Annotated in this window: 12 protein-coding genes, 2 rRNA genes and 2 riboswitches (1 of these 16 cut by a window edge); of the genes, 13 read left to right on the top strand and 1 reads right to left on the bottom strand. The window is 67.3% G+C overall.

The annotated features are described in order from the left end of the window. The 12 genes from AC3AGO_RS05240 to AC3AGO_RS05185 all read left to right on the top strand — a co-directional run. Window positions 1-2,985, top strand: a 23S ribosomal RNA gene (locus AC3AGO_RS05240); it begins 137 nt to the left of the window's first position. A 64-nt stretch (window positions 2,986-3,049) separates the two neighbouring features. Further along, window positions 3,050-3,166: ribosomal RNA gene (gene rrf, locus AC3AGO_RS05235) — 5S ribosomal RNA — on the top strand. A gap of 201 nt (window positions 3,167-3,367) precedes the next feature. Continuing rightward, a complete protein-coding gene (gene clsA / locus AC3AGO_RS05230; protein WP_487818926.1) occupies window positions 3,368-3,976 on the top strand; it encodes a cardiolipin synthase ClsA in 609 nt (202 codons plus the stop codon). Between the two features lie 109 nt (window positions 3,977-4,085). Then, complete coding sequence (locus AC3AGO_RS05225) at window positions 4,086-6,581, top strand: sugar phosphate nucleotidyltransferase (protein ID WP_487818925.1); 2,496 nt, start codon at window positions 4,086-4,088, stop codon at window positions 6,579-6,581. A 106-nt stretch (window positions 6,582-6,687) separates the two neighbouring features. Continuing rightward, the gene (locus AC3AGO_RS05220; protein ID WP_487824542.1) at window positions 6,688-7,587 is read left to right on the top strand and encodes a DUF881 domain-containing protein; all 900 of its coding nucleotides are present in this window, start codon (window positions 6,688-6,690) and stop codon (window positions 7,585-7,587) included. Beyond that, on the top strand, window positions 7,584-7,916 hold the full coding sequence (locus AC3AGO_RS05215) for a small basic family protein (RefSeq protein WP_345748363.1): 333 nt from the start codon (window positions 7,584-7,586) through the stop codon (window positions 7,914-7,916). The genes AC3AGO_RS05220 and AC3AGO_RS05215 overlap by 4 nt, the downstream gene beginning before the upstream one ends. Before the next feature lie 497 nt (window positions 7,917-8,413). Then, on the top strand, window positions 8,414-9,244 hold the full coding sequence (locus AC3AGO_RS05210) for a DUF881 domain-containing protein (protein WP_487824541.1): 831 nt from the start codon (window positions 8,414-8,416) through the stop codon (window positions 9,242-9,244). Between the two features lie 440 nt (window positions 9,245-9,684). Next, window positions 9,685-10,209 (top strand): zinc-ribbon and FHA domain-containing protein, encoded by a 525-nt coding sequence (locus AC3AGO_RS05205; protein ID WP_487824540.1) that lies wholly within the window; start codon window positions 9,685-9,687, stop codon window positions 10,207-10,209. 23 nt (window positions 10,210-10,232) lie between these two features. Beyond that, the gene (ftsR, locus tag AC3AGO_RS05200; protein ID WP_487818924.1) at window positions 10,233-10,970 is read left to right on the top strand and encodes a transcriptional regulator FtsR; all 738 of its coding nucleotides are present in this window, start codon (window positions 10,233-10,235) and stop codon (window positions 10,968-10,970) included. Window positions 10,971-11,096: 126 nt separating this feature from the next. Further along, window positions 11,097-11,570 carry a bifunctional nuclease family protein gene (locus AC3AGO_RS05195; RefSeq protein ID WP_031222224.1) on the top strand — a complete coding sequence of 158 codons (474 nt, stop codon included), beginning with the start codon at window positions 11,097-11,099 and terminating at the stop codon, window positions 11,568-11,570. Window positions 11,571-11,810: 240 nt separating this feature from the next. Then, a complete protein-coding gene (locus tag AC3AGO_RS05190; protein WP_487824539.1) occupies window positions 11,811-12,389 on the top strand; it encodes a MerR family transcriptional regulator in 579 nt (192 codons plus the stop codon). 55 nt (window positions 12,390-12,444) lie between these two features. Further along, on the top strand, window positions 12,445-13,941 hold the full coding sequence (locus AC3AGO_RS05185) for a DNA polymerase IV (protein ID WP_487818923.1): 1,497 nt from the start codon (window positions 12,445-12,447) through the stop codon (window positions 13,939-13,941). On the opposite strand, the gene AC3AGO_RS05180 is transcribed toward AC3AGO_RS05185, so the two are convergent. Next, on the bottom strand, window positions 13,854-14,234 hold the full coding sequence (locus AC3AGO_RS05180; RefSeq protein ID WP_487818922.1) for a PRC-barrel domain-containing protein: 381 nt from the start codon (window positions 14,232-14,234) through the stop codon (window positions 13,854-13,856). The two genes, AC3AGO_RS05185 and AC3AGO_RS05180, sit on opposite strands and share 88 nt — an antisense overlap. A gap of 142 nt (window positions 14,235-14,376) precedes the next feature. Further along, window positions 14,377-14,478: riboswitch (glycine riboswitch) on the top strand. Between the two features lies 1 nt (window position 14,479). Next, a riboswitch (glycine riboswitch) is annotated at window positions 14,480-14,607 on the top strand. Between the two features lie 64 nt (window positions 14,608-14,671). Between AC3AGO_RS05180 and gcvP the strand changes: the two genes are divergently transcribed. Next, window positions 14,672-17,560 carry an aminomethyl-transferring glycine dehydrogenase gene (gene gcvP, locus AC3AGO_RS05175; protein WP_487818921.1) on the top strand — a complete coding sequence of 963 codons (2,889 nt, stop codon included), beginning with the start codon at window positions 14,672-14,674 and terminating at the stop codon, window positions 17,558-17,560. Window positions 17,561-17,754 lie beyond the last annotated feature (194 nt).

Here is a 17,754-nt window from a genome sequence, read left to right as displayed (position 1 = left end):
GTCATGGGCTGTCACCCGCACCTGAATGTATAGGGTGTGTGGAGGGAACGCGGGGAAGTGAAACATCTCAGTACCCGTAGGAAGAGAAAACAACAGTGATTCCGGGAGTAGTGGCGAGCGAAACCGGAAGAGGCCAAACCGTATGTGTGTGAGACCCGGCAGGGGTTGCGCATACGGGGTTGTGGGAGTGGACTTCAGTCGTCTGCCGGCGGCTGGGTGAGTTAGAAACCGTTGATGTAGGCGAAGGGCATGCGAAAGGCCCGGCGTAGAGGGTAAGACCCCCGTAGCTGAAACGTCAGCGGCTCACTTGTCTGCCACCCAAGTAGCACGGGGCCCGAGAAATCCTGTGCGAATCTGGCGGGACCACCCGTTAAGCCTAAATATTCCCTGGTGACCGATAGCGGATAGTACCGTGAGGGAATGGTGAAAAGTACCGCGGGAGCGGAGTGAAATAGTACCTGAAACCGTGTGCCTACAAGCCGTGGGAGCGTCGCGTTACGTGCTTGCACGTAACGTCGTGACTGCGTGCCTTTTGAAGAATGAGCCTGCGAGTTTGCGGCATGTTGCGAGGTTAACCCGTTGTGGGGGAGCCGTAGCGAAAGCGAGTCCGAAGAGGGCGTTGAGTAGCGTGTCCTAGACCCGAAGCGGAGTGATCTAGCCATGGGCAGGGTGAAGCGGAGGTAAGACTTCGTGGAGGCCCGAACCCACCAGGGTTGAAAACCTGGGGGATGACCTGTGGTTAGGGGTGAAAGGCCAATCAAACTCCGTGATAGCTGGTTCTCCCCGAAATGCATTTAGGTGCAGCGTCGTGTGTTTCTTGCCGGAGGTAGAGCACTGGATAGGCGATGGGCCCTACCGGGTTACTGACCTTAGCCAAACTCCGAATGCCGGTAAGTGAGAGCGCGGCAGTGAGACTGTGGGGGATAAGCTCCATGGTCGAGAGGGAAACAGCCCAGAGCATCGACTAAGGCCCCTAAGCGTGTGCTAAGTGGGAAAGGATGTGGAGTCGCAGAGACAACCAGGAGGTTGGCTTAGAAGCAGCCATCCTTGAAAGAGTGCGTAATAGCTCACTGGTCAAGTGATTCCGCGCCGATAATGTAGCGGGGCTCAAGTACACCGCCGAAGTCGTGTCATTCCAGCTGAGGCCTAACGGCTGCTGGGATGGGTAGGGGAGCGTCGTGTGCCGGGTGAAGCAGCCGCGGAAGCGAGTTGTGGACGGTATGCGAGTGAGAATGCAGGCATGAGTAGCGATACATACGTGAGAAACGTGTGCGCCGATAGACCAAGGGTTCCTGGGTCAAGCTGATCTGCCCAGGGTAAGTCGGGACCTAAGGCGAGGCCGACAGGCGTAGTCGATGGATAACCGGTTGATATTCCGGTACCCGCTGCACAGCGCCAAACATTGAATCCGGTGATGCTAAGGCCGTGAAGCCCCCTCGGAGCCTTCGGGCAATGAGGTGTGGTGGAGCCGCTGACCCGATCCGGTAGTAGGTGAGTGATGGGGTGACGCAGGAAGGTAGTCCAGCCCGGGCGGTGGTTGTCCCGGGGTAAGGGTGTAGGGCGTTCGGTAGGTAAATCCGCCGGACTTGTGCCTGAGACCTGATGCCGAGCCGATTGTGGTGAAGTGGATGATCCTATGCTGTCGAGAAAAGCCTCTAGCGAGGTGTGTGGCGGCCCGTACCCTAAACCGACTCAGGTGGTCTGGTAGAGAATACCGAGGCGTTCGGGTGAACTGTGGTTAAGGAACTCGGCAAAATGCCCCCGTAACTTCGGGAGAAGGGGGGCCACGGCTGGTGATCCCACGTGCTGGGTGAGCTGGTGGTGGCCGCAGAGACCAGCGAGAAGCGACTGTTTACTAAAAACACAGGTCCGTGCGAAGCCGTAAGGCGAGGTATACGGACTGACGCCTGCCCGGTGCTGGAACGTTAAGGGGACCGGTTAATCACCTTTCGGGGTGGTGAAGCTGAGAACTTAAGCGCCAGTAAACGGCGGTGGTAACTATAACCATCCTAAGGTAGCGAAATTCCTTGTCGGGTAAGTTCCGACCTGCACGAATGGCGTAACGACTTCTTGACTGTCTCAACCACAGGCCCGGTGAAATTGCACTACGAGTAAAGATGCTCGTTTCGCGCAGCAGGACGGAAAGACCCCGGGACCTTTACTATAGCTTGATATTGGTGTTCGGTTCGGCTTGTGTAGGATAGGTGGGAGACTGTGAACTCCAAGCGCCAGCTTGGGGGGAGTCATTGTTGAAATACCACTCTGGTCGTGCTGGATGTCTAACCCGGGTCCGTGATCCGGATCGGGGACAGTGTCTGGTGGGTAGTTTAACTGGGGCGGTTGCCTCCCAAAGAGTAACGGAGGCGCCCAAAGGTTCCCTCAGCCTGGTTGGTCATCAGGTGGTGAGTGTAAGTGCACAAGGGAGCTTGACTGTGAGACTGACGGGTCGAGCAGGGACGAAAGTCGGGACTAGTGATCCGGCGGTGGCTTGTGGAAGCGCCGTCGCTCAACGGATAAAAGGTACCCCGGGGATAACAGGCTGATCTTCCCCAAGAGTCCATATCGACGGGATGGTTTGGCACCTCGATGTCGGCTCGTCGCATCCTGGGGCTGGAGTCGGTCCCAAGGGTTGGGCTGTTCGCCCATTAAAGCGGTACGCGAGCTGGGTTTAGAACGTCGTGAGACAGTTCGGTCCCTATCCGCTGCGCGCGTAGGAGTCTTGAGAAGGGCTGTCCCTAGTACGAGAGGACCGGGACGGACGGACCTCTGGTGTGCCAGTTGTTCTGCCAAGGGCATGGCTGGTTGGCTACGTTCGGGAGGGATAACCGCTGAAAGCATCTAAGCGGGAAGCCTGCTTCGAGATGAGGACTCCCACCCCCGTTGAGGGGTTAAGGCTCCCGGGAGATTACCGGGTTGATAGGCCGGATCTGGAAGCCCAGTAATGGGTGGAGGTGACCGGTACTAATAGGCCGAGGGCTTGTCCATAGTTGCTTGCGTCCACTGTGTTAGTTCTGAGACAACAACCCCGGTGTTGTGTGTTTCATAGTGTTTCGGTGGTCATAGCGTGAGGGAAACGCCCGGTTACATTTCGAACCCGGAAGCTAAGCCTTTCAGCGCCGATGGTACTGCACACGGGAGTGTGTGGGAGAGTAGGACGCCGCCGAACTTTCTTTGAGATAGAGGGCTGTGGCCCCTGGAGACCTTACGGGTTTCGGGGCCACAGCCCTTTTTCACGTTCCAGGACTTTTTGAGAGCCCCAACCAGAACTTTTGGTGTCCGGGATGTCGACCCCGGTACGTCCGCAGCCGGCGGCTGCCGGTAGGGTCAGGGGGCAGCGTTGGCACGGTTACTCACAGGAGGCTCCCGGGTGGAGGTCCAGGAGACGCGGGTCCAGACGGACAAGGTCCTCACCATCCCGAACGTCCTGAGCATGGCGCGACTTGTCGGCGTGCCCCTGTTCCTGTGGCTGATTCTGTGGCCGGTGTTCGACGGCCCGAACTGCGATGGCTGGGCTATGCTGGTGCTGGCCCTCAGCGGGATCAGCGACTATCTCGACGGGAAGCTCGCCCGGCGCTGGAACCAGATCAGCAGCCTCGGCCGGATCCTCGACCCGGCCGCCGACCGGCTGTACATCCTGTCGACCCTGGTGGGTCTGACCTGGCGGGAGATCCTGCCCCTCTGGCTGACCATCGCCCTGCTCGCGCGGGAGCTGTTGCTGCTGTGCATGGTGTGGGTGCTGGACCGGCACGGCTTTGCGCCGCCTCAGGTGAACTTCCTCGGCAAAGCCGCAACTTTCAACCTGATGTACGCGTTTCCGTTGCTGCTTCTCAGTGACGGAACAGGTTGGATCGCATCACTTGCTGCTATTTTCGGATGGGCGTTCGCCGGCTGGGGTACGACGCTCTACTGGTGGGCAGGGATCCTCTACGTGGTTCAAGTCCGCCGTCTGGTGAAGGCGGACGCCACCTCCGACTGAGCTGCTTTCCAGCCTCGCGCAAACGGGTGCCCGTACTGCGAGACTCTGGGTCACCCATGGATGGGTGAAGTCGGTTTGACCGTCGTCTTGCAAGGAGGACGCTTCCGACATGAAGGCCGTTGTGATGGCCGGCGGCGAAGGTACACGCCTTCGCCCAATGACCTCGAGCATGCCCAAACCGCTCCTTCCCGTGGTGAATCGCCCGATCATGGAGCATGTGCTGCGGCTGCTCAAGCGTCACGGTCTGTCCGAGACCGTGGTGACCGTGCAATTCCTCGCCTCCCTCGTGAGGAACTACTTCGGGGACGGCGAAGAGCTCGGCATGGAGCTCACGTACGCCAATGAGGAGAAGCCCCTCGGTACCGCAGGCAGTGTGAAGAACGCCGAAGAGGCCCTGCGGGACGATTCGTTCCTCGTCATCTCCGGTGATGCCCTCACCGACTTCGATCTGACCGAACTCATCAACTTCCACAAGGAACACGGCGCGCTCGTCACGGTGTGCCTGACCCGGGTGCCGAACCCACTGGAATTCGGCATCACCATCGTCGATGAAGAGGGCAAGGTCGAACGCTTTCTGGAGAAGCCGACCTGGGGGCAGGTCTTCTCCGACACCGTCAACACCGGCATTTACGTGATGGAGCCGGAAGTATTCGACTACGTCGATCCCGATGTGCCCGTCGACTGGTCCGGTGACGTCTTCCCGCAACTGATGAAGGAAGGCAAGCCCATCTACGGCTATATCGCCGAGGGCTACTGGGAGGACGTCGGCACGCACGAAAGCTATGTGAAGGCGCAGGCCGACGTGCTCGAGGGCAAGGTCGACGTCGACATCGACGGCTTCGAGATCTCACCGGGAGTGTGGGTCGCCGAGGGTGCCGAAGTGCATGCCGACGCGGTGCTGCGCGGTCCGCTGTACATCGGGGACTACGCGAAGGTCGAAGCGGACACGGAAATCCGCGAGCACTCCGTCATCGGCTCCAACGTCGTCGTCAAGACGGGTGCCTTCCTGCACCGGGCCGTGGTGCACGACAACGTCTACATCGGCCAGCAGACCAACCTGCGTGGCTGCGTCATCGGCAAGAACACCGACATCATGCGGGCTGCTCGCATCGAGGACGGTGCGGTCATCGGCGACGAGTGTCTGGTCGGTGAGGAGTCGATCGTCCAGGGCAATGTGCGGGTCTACCCGTACAAGACCATTGAGGCCGGCGCGTTCGTCAACACCTCCGTCATCTGGGAATCGCGGGGGCAGGCGCATCTGTTCGGTGCGCGCGGAGTCTCCGGGATCCTGAACGTGGAGATCACGCCGGAACTGGCCGTACGGCTGGCCGGTGCGTACGCGACGACGCTCAAGAAGGGCTCCACCGTCACCACCGCGCGCGACCACTCCCGTGGTGCCCGTGCGCTGAAGCGCGCCATGATCTCCGCGCTGCAGACCAGCGCCATCGATGTCCGCGATCTCGAGAACGTGCCGTTGCCGGTGGCCCGGCAGCAGACTGCGCGGGGGAGCGCCGGCGGCATCATGATCCGTACGACGCCCGGGGTGCCGGACAACGTCGACATCATGTTCTTCGACGAGCGCGGCGCCGACCTGTCGCAGGCGGCGCAGCGCAAGCTCGACCGGGTCTACGCACGGCAGGAGTACCGGCGTGCGTTCCCCGGGGAGATCGGTGATCTGCGCATCCCGTCGAGCGTGTTCGACTCGTACACCGGGTCTCTGCTGCGGGCCGTGGACACGACGGGTGTCGCCGAGTCCGGGCTGAAGGTGGTCGTGGACGCGGCCGGCGGGAGCGCCGGGCTTGTTCTGCCCAGCCTGCTGGGCCGGCTCGGGGTGGAAGCCCTGACGACCAATCCGGGTCTCAACGAGCAGCGGCCCACGGAGACCGCGGACGACCGGCGGTCGAGCCTCGTACGGCTCGGGGAGATCGTGGCGTCGGCGCGGGCCGCCTTCGGGATCCGCTTCGACCCCGTGGGCGAACGGCTCTCGCTCGTCGACGAACGCGGGAAGATCATCGAGGATCAGCGGGCACTGCTCGTGATGCTCGATCTGATCGCCGCCGAGCGGCGCAGCGGTCGTGTCGCGCTGCCGGTCACCACGACGCGGATCGCGGAACAGGTCGCCGCGTACCACGGCACGCAGGTCGAGTGGACGACGACGTCGCCGGACGATCTGACGCGGGTCGGCAGGGACGACGCCACGGTCTTCGGAGGTGACGGTCGCGGGGGCTTCATCGTTCCGGAGTTCAGCTCGGTGTTCGACGGTACGGCCGCTTTTGTGCGGCTGGTCGGGCTCGTCGCCCGTACGCAGCTCACACTGAGCCAGATCGACGCGCGGATCCCGCGGGCCCATGTGATGCGCCGCGATCTCGCAACTCCCTGGGCTGTGAAGGGACTCGTGATGCGTACGGTCGTCGAGGCGGCGGGCGACCGGAACGTCGACACGACGGACGGTGTGCGCATCGTGGAGTCCGACGGGCGCTGGGTGATGGTGCTGCCCGACCCGGCGGAGGCGGTCACGCACTTGTGGGCCGAGGGCCCCGACGACGCGTCCGCACAGGCGCTGTTGGACGAGTGGACGACGGTGGTGGACGGCGCCGGACGGTAAGGAGTCCGGTTCCGTCCCGTGTGTCCCACGCGTGTGGGTGACATCAAGTCGCCGCGGGCGCGGTATCGGTGGGCCCGTTCGGTGTGTGCTGTTGCGACGTGCGACGATGTGCGGCATGTCGCAGCAGCACCCCGTTCGGAGTACCGCATCGCGGCCTGCGCGACCCGACGCCTCCATGTCGCTGCTGACCAACGTGATGGAGCACAGCCTCGACGACGGGTACGCGGAGGCCACGGCCCGTGAGGGCCGGTCCGGGCTTCCGCGTTCCGTGCGCGGGAAGCTCGGTCTTGCCGCCGGCCTCGTGCTCGTCGCCCTGGTGGTGACCGTCGGCGCGGTGCAGGCCCAAGTGTCCGCGCCGACCGTCGCCAAGGAGCGCGAGGAACTGATCCGGCGCATCGAGGACGGCAACGGGAACGCCGACTCCCTCCAGCGCAAGGTCGACAGCCTGCGCTCGGACGTCGCCGCCAAACAGCACAGGGCGCTGCAGAAGCACGGCGGGGACAAGGGAAAGCTGTCGGCGCTGCTCTCCGGATCCCTTCCCGTCAAGGGGCCGGGCATCAAGCTCGTCGTGGACGACGCGAAGAAGACCGAGGAATCGGGTTCGGGCGGTCCGCGGGAGAACAGCGGGTTCTCGGACACCGGGCGGTTGCGCGACCGTGACATGCAGCGCGTCGTCAACGGGCTGTGGGAGTCGGGCGCCGAGGCCGTGGCCGTCAACGGGCAGCGGCTGACGAGTCTTTCGGCCATACGCGCGGCCGGTGACGCCATCCTGGTGGACAACAAGCCGCTGGCGCCGCCGTACACGCTGCAGGCCGTGGGGCCGGGGCAGAAGCTGAGCACCGCCTTCCAGAACAGCGCCGACGGGCAGTATCTGAACGTGCTGCAGGAGAGCTACGGGGTGCGCACCAGCATCAGCACACAGGAAGAGGTGCGGCTGCCGGCCGCACCGAGTCTGACCGTACGCACGGCACACCCCGTACAAACAGGAGAGGGCAGCACATCGTGATCGCCGTTCTGGGACTCATTGTGGGAGTCGTGGCCGGGCTCGTCGTCCGGCCCGTGGTGCCGACGGTGGTCGAGCCCTATCTGCCGATCGCCGTCGTCGCCGCGCTCGACGCGGTCTTCGGCGGCCTGCGGGCCATGCTCGACGGGATCTTCAACGACAAGGTCTTCGTCGTGTCGTTCCTGTCGAACGTCGTCGTCGCCGCGCTCATCGTGTTCCTGGGCGACAAGCTGGGTGTCGGCGCGCAGCTGTCGACCGGTGTCGTCGTGGTGCTGGGCATCCGCATCTTCTCCAACGCGGCCGCGATCCGCCGGCACATCTTCCGGGCGTGAGGCCGATGAGCGACAGCAACGACCGCAGCGAGAACGAAGAGACGCCGGAGACCCCGGAGCGTCCGGAGGCCCCGGAAGCTCACGAGGCCTCGGAGAGCCGGGACGAGCGGGACGGCCGGGAGACGCCGTCGCCGGGCGCGTTGCCGCCCGAGGAGCCCGCGTCCGCCCGCGAGAAGGCCCAACGGCCGCGCGGAGAGGGCGAGTCCGGCAGCGAGCGTCCTGTGCGGGGTACTTCGGACACCCCGTCGGGCACTCCGGCGGGCACTCCTTCGGACAGGCAGAGGGAGCGCGGTGCCGAGCCCGCCGCGGAGGCGGGAGACGCCGCGGACACCACGGACGCCGCCGAGCCGGAGGGTTCCCGTGGTGCCGGTGAGGACACGAAGTCCGAGCCGCCCCGGGAGCGTTCGAAGAGCGCGGGCGACACGTCGGCGTGGACCGCCCGGCAGCCCGAGCGGCAGGACGGCGCGTCCGACAGCCGTGCGGGCGGGGCGACTTCGCTGCCGGCGGAAAGCGGAACGCGCGGGGAGGATTCCGCGGGCGGACCCGAGGGCCCGGAGGGTCCCGCCGAGGAGCCGGAGAGCGCCGGTTCCGGTGACTCAACGTCACACCCCACCGGACGGAAGGCGCTGCGCAAGGCGCTCTGGCCGCCGAAGGTCACGCGGGCCCAGCTGATCGTGGCGCTGCTGCTGTTCGTGCTCGGTCTGGGACTGGCCATTCAGGTCCGGTCGACCAGCGAGAACAGCGCGCTGCGCGGTGCGCGGCACGAGGACCTGGTCCGCATCCTCGACGAGCTCGACAACCGCACCAAGCGGCTCGAGGACGAGAAGCAGAGCCTGGAGCGTCAGCGCACCGAGCTCGACAGCAGCTCCGACCAGGCAGAAGAGGCCCGCAAACAGACTCAGCAGAAGGCACGTCAACTCGGCGTGCTGGCCGGTACGGTCGGGGCCCGGGGCCCCGGCATCCAGCTGAAGGTCACCGACCCGGGCAAGTCCGTGGAGGCCGACATGCTGCTGGACACCGTGCAGGAGCTGCGCGCCGCGGGGGCCGAGGCGATCGAGGTCAACAACGTGCGCGTGGTGGCCGATACGTACTTCTCGGACTCCGGCGGCGGTGTGGCGGTCGACGGGCGGGCCGTCCACGGGCCGTACACGTTCAAGGTCATCGGCAAGCCGCAGGACCTCGAACCCGCCCTCAACATTCCGGGCGGAGTCGTGCAGACTTTGCAGAAGGAGCAGGCCACCGTGTCCGTGTCCCGCTCCGACAAGATCGACGTGGACGCCTTGCGACCGGCGAAGCAGCCTGACTACGCTCGGTCGTCATCGCAGTGAGATGCGGTAGGGCTGCCGGGGGGTCGGCGGGCCTGTAAGGCACCGCGTGGTGGAAACTGTCAATGGGTCACGGACGTTTAGTCATCGTCCGGTTCGGCCAAGTGAGAGCAACGAGGGTCTGTCCTGCCCCACGGGCGGGTCTGTTTCGTGCGAGGGGATCGCCCGTGAGTTTTTTTGCGAAATTGTTCGGCAAGAGCCGTCAGGGCGACGGCGGCGGTGCCGCGCGGCACCGCGCCCCCCGGAACGGCGAGCCTGCGGGCGGCCAGGAGAGCCAGGAGCCCGCGAACGGCGAGCGTCCGCTCTTCCGCGACGAGGTCGGTGCTCCGAGTGGTGACAATTCGAGTGGTCACGGCGCGGCGTCTGTTGACCCCGGAGCGTCGGGGCGCATAGGTTCCGAGGCACCATCAACCTCAAGTACGGGTGGAGGGTTTGCGTTGCCTGTGTGCAACCGGTGCGGGACCCGCGCCGCCGAGGCGAGCCGGTTCTGTTCCAACTGCGGTGCGCCGCTTCGCGGAGGTGCGCCCGCCGAGGGTTCCTCGGAGACCACCTCCACCATCTCGATCTCCGGCCTGGAGGCGTACGAGGCGGAGGTCACCGGCCAGCAGACGCCGCCCCTGCCGCCCGAGGCGCAGGCCGCCGTCGACGCGCTGCCGGTGGGCTCTGCGCTGCTGGTGGTGCGCCGGGGTCCGAACGCCGGCAGCCGTTTCCTGCTGGATGCCGAGCTGACCACGGCGGGTCGCCACCCGGAGGGCGACATCTTCCTGGACGATGTGACCGTCTCGCGCCGTCATGTGGAGTTCCGGCGCGGACCGGACGGTGCGTTCACCGTCTCCGACGTCGGCAGCCTCAACGGCACGTATGTGAACCGTGAGCGCATCGAGTCCGGCGTTCCACTCGCGAACGGCGACGAGGTGCAGATCGGGAAGTACCGGCTCGTGTTCTTCCCGAGCGCCAGCAACCTCTGACCCGCGCCCAGTAAAGGGGGCTCATGCGGCAGTCACCGTCGGGCGGCGCCGGAAACGGCGCCGCCACAACGGACAGCGGACCGATGAGCATCGGTTCGGTTCTCCATGTGCTCCGCGAGGAGTTTCCCGACGTCACCATCTCCAAGATCCGCTTCCTGGAGACGGAGGGGCTCATCGAGCCCCGGCGGTCGCCGTCCGGCTACCGCAAGTTCAGCGCCGACGACGTCGAGCGGCTCAGCTACGTCCTGCGGATGCAGCGGGACCACTACCTCCCGCTGAAGGTCATCCGCGAACAGCTCGACGCGCTCTCCCGCGGAGAGCGTCCCCAGCTTCCCGCCCCCGCAGCGCCGGGGGACATGCTGTCGGCCGAGGAGTCCGCTCCCGTGCCCGGAGGGACGCGCGTCGACCGTGCCGGTCTGCTCGCCGCCGCCGAGGTGACGGAGGGGGAGCTGGCCGAGTGGGAGGCGTACGGCCTGTTCGTGCCGGACGAGGACGGTACGTACGACACGAGCGAGGTCGATGTCGCGCGGCTCGCCGCGGAGCTGGGCCGCTTCGGCCTGGAGGCCCGTCATCTGCGGGCCGTGAAGGCGGCGGCGGAGCGCGAGGCCGACCTCGTCGAGCAGATCGTGGCGCCGCTGCGGCGGCACCGGAACCCGAGGACCCGGGAGGGCGCGGAGAGCACCGCCCGGGAGCTGGCCGGGCTGTCCGCCCGGCTGCACGCCGCGCTCGTGCACTCCGCGGTGCGGCTGCGCGGCGGCTGATCCGCGGGTGGAGCGGCGGCACCTGAGCGGTGATCTGTCCGGCATGACACGGAAGACGGCATTCCGGCCGCGCCGGGGGACGGCCCCGACTACCCAAACAGGCGTGGCACAGCCTAGGGTTGCTGTGTGAACGAGCTCGACGTAGTGGGTGTCCGGGTGGAAATGCCCTCCAACCAACCGATCGTGCTCCTGCGTGAAGTGGGTGGCGACCGGTACCTCCCTATTTGGATCGGACCTGGGGAGGCGACCGCAATTGCGTTTGCCCAGCAGGGCATGACGCCTGCGCGCCCTTTGACCCATGACCTGTTCAAGGATGTCCTGGAAGCCGTGGGGCAGGAACTCACCGCGGTCCGGATCACGGATCTGCGGGAAGGCGTGTTCTACGCCGAGCTGGTCTTCGCCAGCGGAGTCGAGGTGAGTGCGCGTCCGTCCGACGCCATAGCGCTCGCCCTGCGCACCGGGACGCCGATCTACGGAAGCGACGGAGTGCTGGACGACGCCGGGATCGCGATCCCGGACGAACAAGAGGACGAGGTGGAGAAGTTCCGCGAGTTCCTCGACCAGATCTCGCCGGAGGACTTCGGCTCCAGCAGCCAGTGACGGTGCCGGCGGACGGCCGGTCCGGAAGCGTTCCGACAGTGCGCCCGGAGGCCATCCGAGCAGAACTTCCCCGTATGAACGCGCACGAAACCACACGTCGGGTGATTATCACTCGGGGTGCTGAGTGTGGCGATCGTTGACGCACCCGGAGTGACTGCCTACCTTCAAGTGGGCAAGTTCCGGGGGTGACTCGGGATGTGACGGACGGAGGTCGGCGTGAGTAGCACCGGCGGCGACGGCATGGCAGCTGACGGCTCCACGCCGCTCCCGGGAAGCGCGGCCCCGGCCGCCGCGCACCCCGCGCCTGCCGCGCCCGACCAGCCTTCCGTGCTGGTCGGATACCGCGGCCCCACGGCCTGTTCGGCGGCCGGCATCACGTACCGCCAGTTGGACTACTGGGCGCGTACGGGGCTCGTGGAGCCCAGCATCCGCTCGGCCGTGGGCTCGGGGAGCCAGCGGCTCTACAGCTTCCGCGACGTGGTCGTGCTGAAGATCGTCAAGCGGCTGCTGGACACCGGGGTCTCACTGCAGAACATCCGGGCCGCCGTGCAGCACCTGCGGGCCGGTGGCACGGCCGATCTGGCGCAGATGACGCTGATGAGCGACGGCGCGACGGTCTACGAGTGCTCCTCGCCCGACGAGGTGGTGGATCTGCTGCAGGGGGGCCAGGGCGTCTTCGGGATCGCGGTCGGCGTGGTCTGGAAGGACGTCGAGGGGGCGCTCTCGCAGCTGCACGGTGAGTGCGTAGACAGCGGCGAGACGATCGTGCGGGACCACCCGGAGGACGAGCTGGCCAGGCGGCGCAACCGGGCCGGATGACGGCCCGCGGGCGCGCCGGGCGGGATTGTCAGTGCCGTGCGGCACCATCGGTGACGTGAGAGGCGCACCGACGATCCTGCATCTCGACATGGATGCGTTCTACGCCGCTGTGGAGCAGGCGGCGAAGCCGAGCCTGCGCGGAAAGCCCGTGATCGTCGGCGGGCTGGGTCCGCGCGGTGTGGTGGCCACCGCTTCGTACGAGGCGCGGGTCTTCGGCGCGCGCTCGGCGATGCCCATGGCGCAGGCGCGCAAGCTGTGCCCCAACGCCGCTTATCTGACACCGAGGTTCGGGCTCTACCGTCAGGTCAGCGATGTGGTCATGGAGCTGCTGCGCGAGCTGTCGCCACTGGTCGAACCGCTCAGCCTGGACGAGGCGTTCGTCGATCTGGAGGCGGCCGGCACGGTGCGTCCCGACGCGACGCCGGAGGAGGCCAGGGAGGTCGGGGAGGAGCTGCGCCGGGCCATCCGGAAGGCGACGGGGTTGGCCGGTTCGGTGGGTCTGGCCGGCTCCAAGATGCTCGCGAAGATCGGTTCGGAGGAGGCCAAGCCGGACGGTCTGGTGCTCATACGGCCCGGTGAGGAACGGGAGTTGCTCGCTCCGATGACGGTGCGGACGCTGCCGGGCGTCGGTCCGGCGACGGCGGAGACCCTGCGGCGCTCGGGGATCACCACCATCGGGGAGACGGCCGAGGCGGGGGAGGCGGAGCTGCTGCGGCTGCTGGGCAAGGCGCACGGCACGGCGCTGTACACGATGGCCAACGGCTATGACGACCGTCCCGTGGTCGCCGAGCGGGACGCCAAGTCGGTGTCGGTGGAGGACACCTTCGATGTCGACCTGACCGACCGTACGCAGGTGCAGCTGGAGGTCTCACGGCTCGCGGACCGGTGCGTGAAGCGGTTGCGGGAGGCGGGGCGCTCCGGCAGGACGGTGGTGATCAAGGTGCGCAGCTACGACTTCTCCACGCTGACCCGCTCCGAGACGCTGCGCGGGCCGACCGACGACCCCGGCGTCGTGCGGGAGGCCGCGGCCCGGCTGATCGACGGTGTGGACACCACGGCGGGTGTGCGGCTGCTGGGGGTGGGCGTGAGCGGGCTGGCCGACTTCACACAGGAGGATCTGTTCGCGCAGGCCGCGGAGGGGGCCGAGGAGGCGCGGCGGATGCGGCGGATGGTGGGGGCCGAGGCGGAGCCGGGGGAGGAGGACCCGGACGAGGAGGATCAGAGCGCCGCGGCGCCGGCCGTCGTGGAGGAGGAGATACCCGCGGTGCGGCGGTGGCTGCCGGGCCTGGACGTCCGGCACACCGAGTACGGGCCGGGCTGGGTGCAGGGCAGCGGCGTGGGGCGTGTCACCGTGCGTTTCGAGCGACCCGGCGATCCCCCCGGCCGGGTAAGGACGTTCACCGTCGACGACCCCTGTCTCGAGCCGGCCGAGCCGCTTCCGCCGGCGCCGATGAGCGGCGCGGATCAGCTCTCCGAGCCCGCTATCCGGCCGAAGTCCCGGTCCGGGGACGGGGCGGCGCCCTCGCCGACGGCGGGGACGTCGAGTCCGTAGTGGTGGTAGAGCTGGAGTTCCTGGGCGGGCGAGAGGTGCCGGCCGACGCCGAAGTCGGGCGCGTCCTTGATGAGTGCGCGGGCGAAGGGGACACGGAGCGTCTCGTCCACGACGCTGCTGGGTTCGAGGGGGACGAACGCGTCGCGGCTGAAGATTCCGGTGCGGACCGCGGCCCACTCCGGTTCGCCGGTGGCGTCGTCGAGATACACCTCGTCCACGGTGCCGATCTTCGTGCCGTGGGTGTCGAACGCCTTGCGGCCGATCAGGCTCCGCGGATCGATTTCGGTCTGCACGGTCCCTCCAATAGGTCGCAACTGCTCCATCGGGATCCTCTGGGGCGGTAGTACAACGAAAAGGCACTTTTCGGTTGTTGGCCACTCGGGCGCAGGCCTGGTTCCCACTGATTACCTCGCTGGTAGGCTCGGAAACGGCTGTCGACCCCACGCGGGAGAGTCCTCGGTGGAGCGTGTGTGCCGGGGACGCCGAAGGAGCAACTCCTCCCCGGAATCTCTCAGGCTCACGTACCGCGTGGACGAGGCCACTCTGGAAAGCAGGGCGGGCCGCGGACGAGTGCCGGAGCCCCTCCTCACCGACGGTGTAAGCCGGGCCGGCCGAGCACAGCCGGCGGGACCGGTGAATCTCTCAGGTGGAGATGACAGAGGGGGAGGCCGTCAGGGCACCCGTGCGTGGTGTCCCTTCGAAGGTCGCAGAGACCAGGAGGCCTCCGCAGATGACTGCCAACCGCATCCCCCTCGCCGAGCTGGAGCGCGGCACACCGTTCGAGCGTCGGCACATCGGGCCCGACACCGGGGCCCAGGCCAAGATGCTCGCCCAGGTCGGATACGGCTCCCTCGACGAACTCACCGCCGCCGCCGTGCCGGACGTCATCAAGAGCGCCGGCGCGCTGCGGCTTCCTGATGCCCGCAGCGAGGCCGAGGTACAGGCCGAGCTGCGCGAGCTGGCCGGCCGCAACGACGTGCTGCACCCCATGATCGGGCTTGGCTACTACGGCACTTACACACCGCCGGTGGTGCTGCGCAATGTGATGGAGAACCCCGCCTGGTACACGGCGTACACCCCGTACCAGCCGGAGATCTCGCAGGGCAGGCTCGAGGCCCTGCTCAACTTCCAGACTGTCGTGGCCGATCTGACCGGTCTGCCCACTTCCAACTCCTCACTGCTGGACGAACCGACCGCCGCCGCCGAGGCGATGGCGATGTCCCGGCGCGTGGGCAAGGTCAAGCAGGGCGTGTACCTGGTCGATTCGGACTGCCTGCCGCAGACCGTCGCCGTCATCCAGACCCGCGCCGAACCCACGGGTGTCGAGGTCGTCGTCGCCGACCTGAGCGAGGGCATTCCGGACGGGATCGCCGAGCGTGGCGTGTTCGGCATGCTGCTGCAGTACCCGGGTGCCTCGGGCGCCGTGCGTGATTACCGTGCCGTCATCGAGCAGGCGCACGAGCTCGGCGCGGTGGTCACCGTCGCCGCCGACCTGCTGTCGCTCACGCTGCTCACGTCGCCCGGCGAGCTGGGTGCCGACATCGCCGTCGGCAGCAGCCAGCGCTTCGGTGTCCCCATGGGCTTCGGCGGCCCGCACGCGGGATACATGTCGGTGCACGACAAGTTCGCGCGCAGCCTGCCCGGCCGCCTCGTGGGCGTCTCCAAGGACGAGGACGGCAGCCAGGCGTACCGGCTGGCGCTGCAGACGCGCGAGCAGCACATCCGCCGGGAGAAGGCGACCAGCAACATCTGCACCGCGCAGGTGCTGCTCGCCGTGATGGCCGGGCTGTACGCCGTCCACCACGGGCCCGAGGGACTGGCCGCCATCGCCCGCCGTACGCACCGGTTCGCGACGCTGCTGGACGCCGGGCTGCGGCAGGGCGGTGTGGAGACCGTGCACGGCGCGTTCTTCGACACCGTGACCGCGCGGGTGCCGGGCCGGGCCGCCGATGTCGTGGAGCGGGCCCGCCAGGAGGGCGTCAACCTCCGCCTGGTGGACGCCGATCACGTCGGCATCTCCTGTGACGAGACGACGGCGCGGGAGCAACTGAGCGCCGTGTGGAGCGCGTTCGGGGTCGAGGCCGACATCGAGCAGCTGGACGGGGCGACCGAGGACGTGCTGCCCGAGGGGCTGCTGCGGCAGGACGAGTACCTGACGCACCCGGTCTTCCACGAGCACCGTTCCGAGACGGCCCTGCTGCGCTACCTGCGCAAGCTCGCCGACCGCGACTACGCGCTGGACCGCGGCATGATCCCGCTCGGTTCCTGCACGATGAAGCTGAACGGCACCACGGAGATGGAGCCGGTCACCTGGCCGGAGTTCGGCGCGCTGCACCCCTTCGCGCCCGCCGCGCAGGCCGGCGGCTACCTGACGCTGATCGGGGAGCTGGAGGACCGGCTGGCGGAGATCACCGGATACGACAAGGTCTCGCTGCAGCCCAACGCCGGTTCCCAGGGCGAGCTCGCCGGGCTGCTGGCCGTACGCGCCTTCCACCGCGCCAACGGCGACGACCAGCGCACCGTGTGCCTGATCCCGTCCTCGGCGCACGGCACCAACGCGGCCAGCGCCGTGATGGCGGGGATGAAGGTCGTCGTCGTCAAGACGAGCGAGAACGGCGACGTCGAACTGGACGACCTGCACGCCAAGATCGAGAAGCACGGCGACGAACTGGCCGTCCTGATGGTCACCTACCCCTCCACGCACGGGGTGTTCGAGGAGCACATCAGCGACATCTGCGCGAGCGTGCACGAGGCGGGCGGCCAGGTGTACGTCGACGGCGCGAACCTCAACGCGCTGGTGGGCGTGGCCCGTCCGGGCAAGTTCGGTGCCGACGTGTCGCACCTGAACCTGCACAAGACCTTCTGCATCCCGCACGGCGGGGGCGGTCCCGGTGTCGGCCCGATCGGCGTGCGCGAGCACCTCGCCCCGTACCTGCCCAGCCACCCGCTGCAGCCCGAGGCGGGCCCCTCGGAGACGGGCATCGGCCCGATCTCCGGCGCGCCGTGGGGCTCGGCCGGCATCCTGCCGATCTCCTGGGCGTACCTGCGGCTGATGGGCGCCGACGGGCTGCGGCGTGCCACGCAGGTCGCGGTGCTCGGCGCCAACTACATCGCCAAGCGCCTGGAGCCGCACTACCCGGTCCTGTACACGGGGCCGAACGGTCTGGTCGCGCACGAGTGCATCATCGACGTCCGGCCGCTGACCAAGCAGACCGGAGTGAGCATCGACGATGTCGCCAAGCGGCTGATCGACTACGGCTTCCACGCGCCGACCATGTCGTTCCCGGTCGCCGGGACGCTGATGATCGAGCCGACGGAGAGCGAGGACCTGGCGGAGCTGGACCGCTTCTGCGAGGCGATGATCGCGATTCGCGCGGAGATCGAGAAGGTCGGCCAGGGTGAGTGGCCCGCGGACGACAACCCGCTGCGCAACGCGCCGCACACCGCGGCGCACCTGGCGCGGGACTGGGAGCACCCGTACGGGCGCGAGGAGGCGGCCTTCCCGGCCGGTGTCGAGGCCTCCGACAAGTACTGGCCGCCGGTGCGCCGGATCGACGGCGCGTTCGGTGACCGGAACCTGGTCTGCTCGTGCCCGCCGGTGGAGGAGTACGACGGCTGAGTGAGCCGGTGCCGGGGTCTGCGGGCCCCGGCACGTGTCAGGGCCGGTGCGGCGAATCGCCGTGCCGGCCCTGGTCGTTGCGGTCGTGCTGTGTTGCGGTCCTGCTGTGAGTAGCTGTGTTGCGGTCGTGCTGTGAGTGGCTGTGTGTTGTGCGCGGCTGTGCTGTGCAGCTCGGTTGGCTGCGGGTGCGCCGT

It is taken from the genome of Streptomyces sp. BL1 (assembly GCF_057628045.1).
Note: the sequence above shows the minus strand (reverse complement) of the source record. Positions and strands in the feature narration are given on the sequence as shown.

Coding starts and splice junctions, on each gene's coding strand:
- AC3AGO_RS05225 (WP_487818925.1), top strand. CDS start 4,086: ATGAAGGCCGTTGTGATGGCCGGCGGCGAAGGTACACGCCTTCGCCCA.
- AC3AGO_RS05220 (WP_487824542.1), top strand. CDS start 6,688: ATGTGCGGCATGTCGCAGCAGCACCCCGTTCGGAGTACCGCATCGCGG.
- ftsR (WP_487818924.1), top strand. CDS start 10,233: ATGCGGCAGTCACCGTCGGGCGGCGCCGGAAACGGCGCCGCCACAACG.
- AC3AGO_RS05190 (WP_487824539.1), top strand. CDS start 11,811: ATGGCAGCTGACGGCTCCACGCCGCTCCCGGGAAGCGCGGCCCCGGCC.
- gcvP (WP_487818921.1), top strand. CDS start 14,672: ATGACTGCCAACCGCATCCCCCTCGCCGAGCTGGAGCGCGGCACACCG.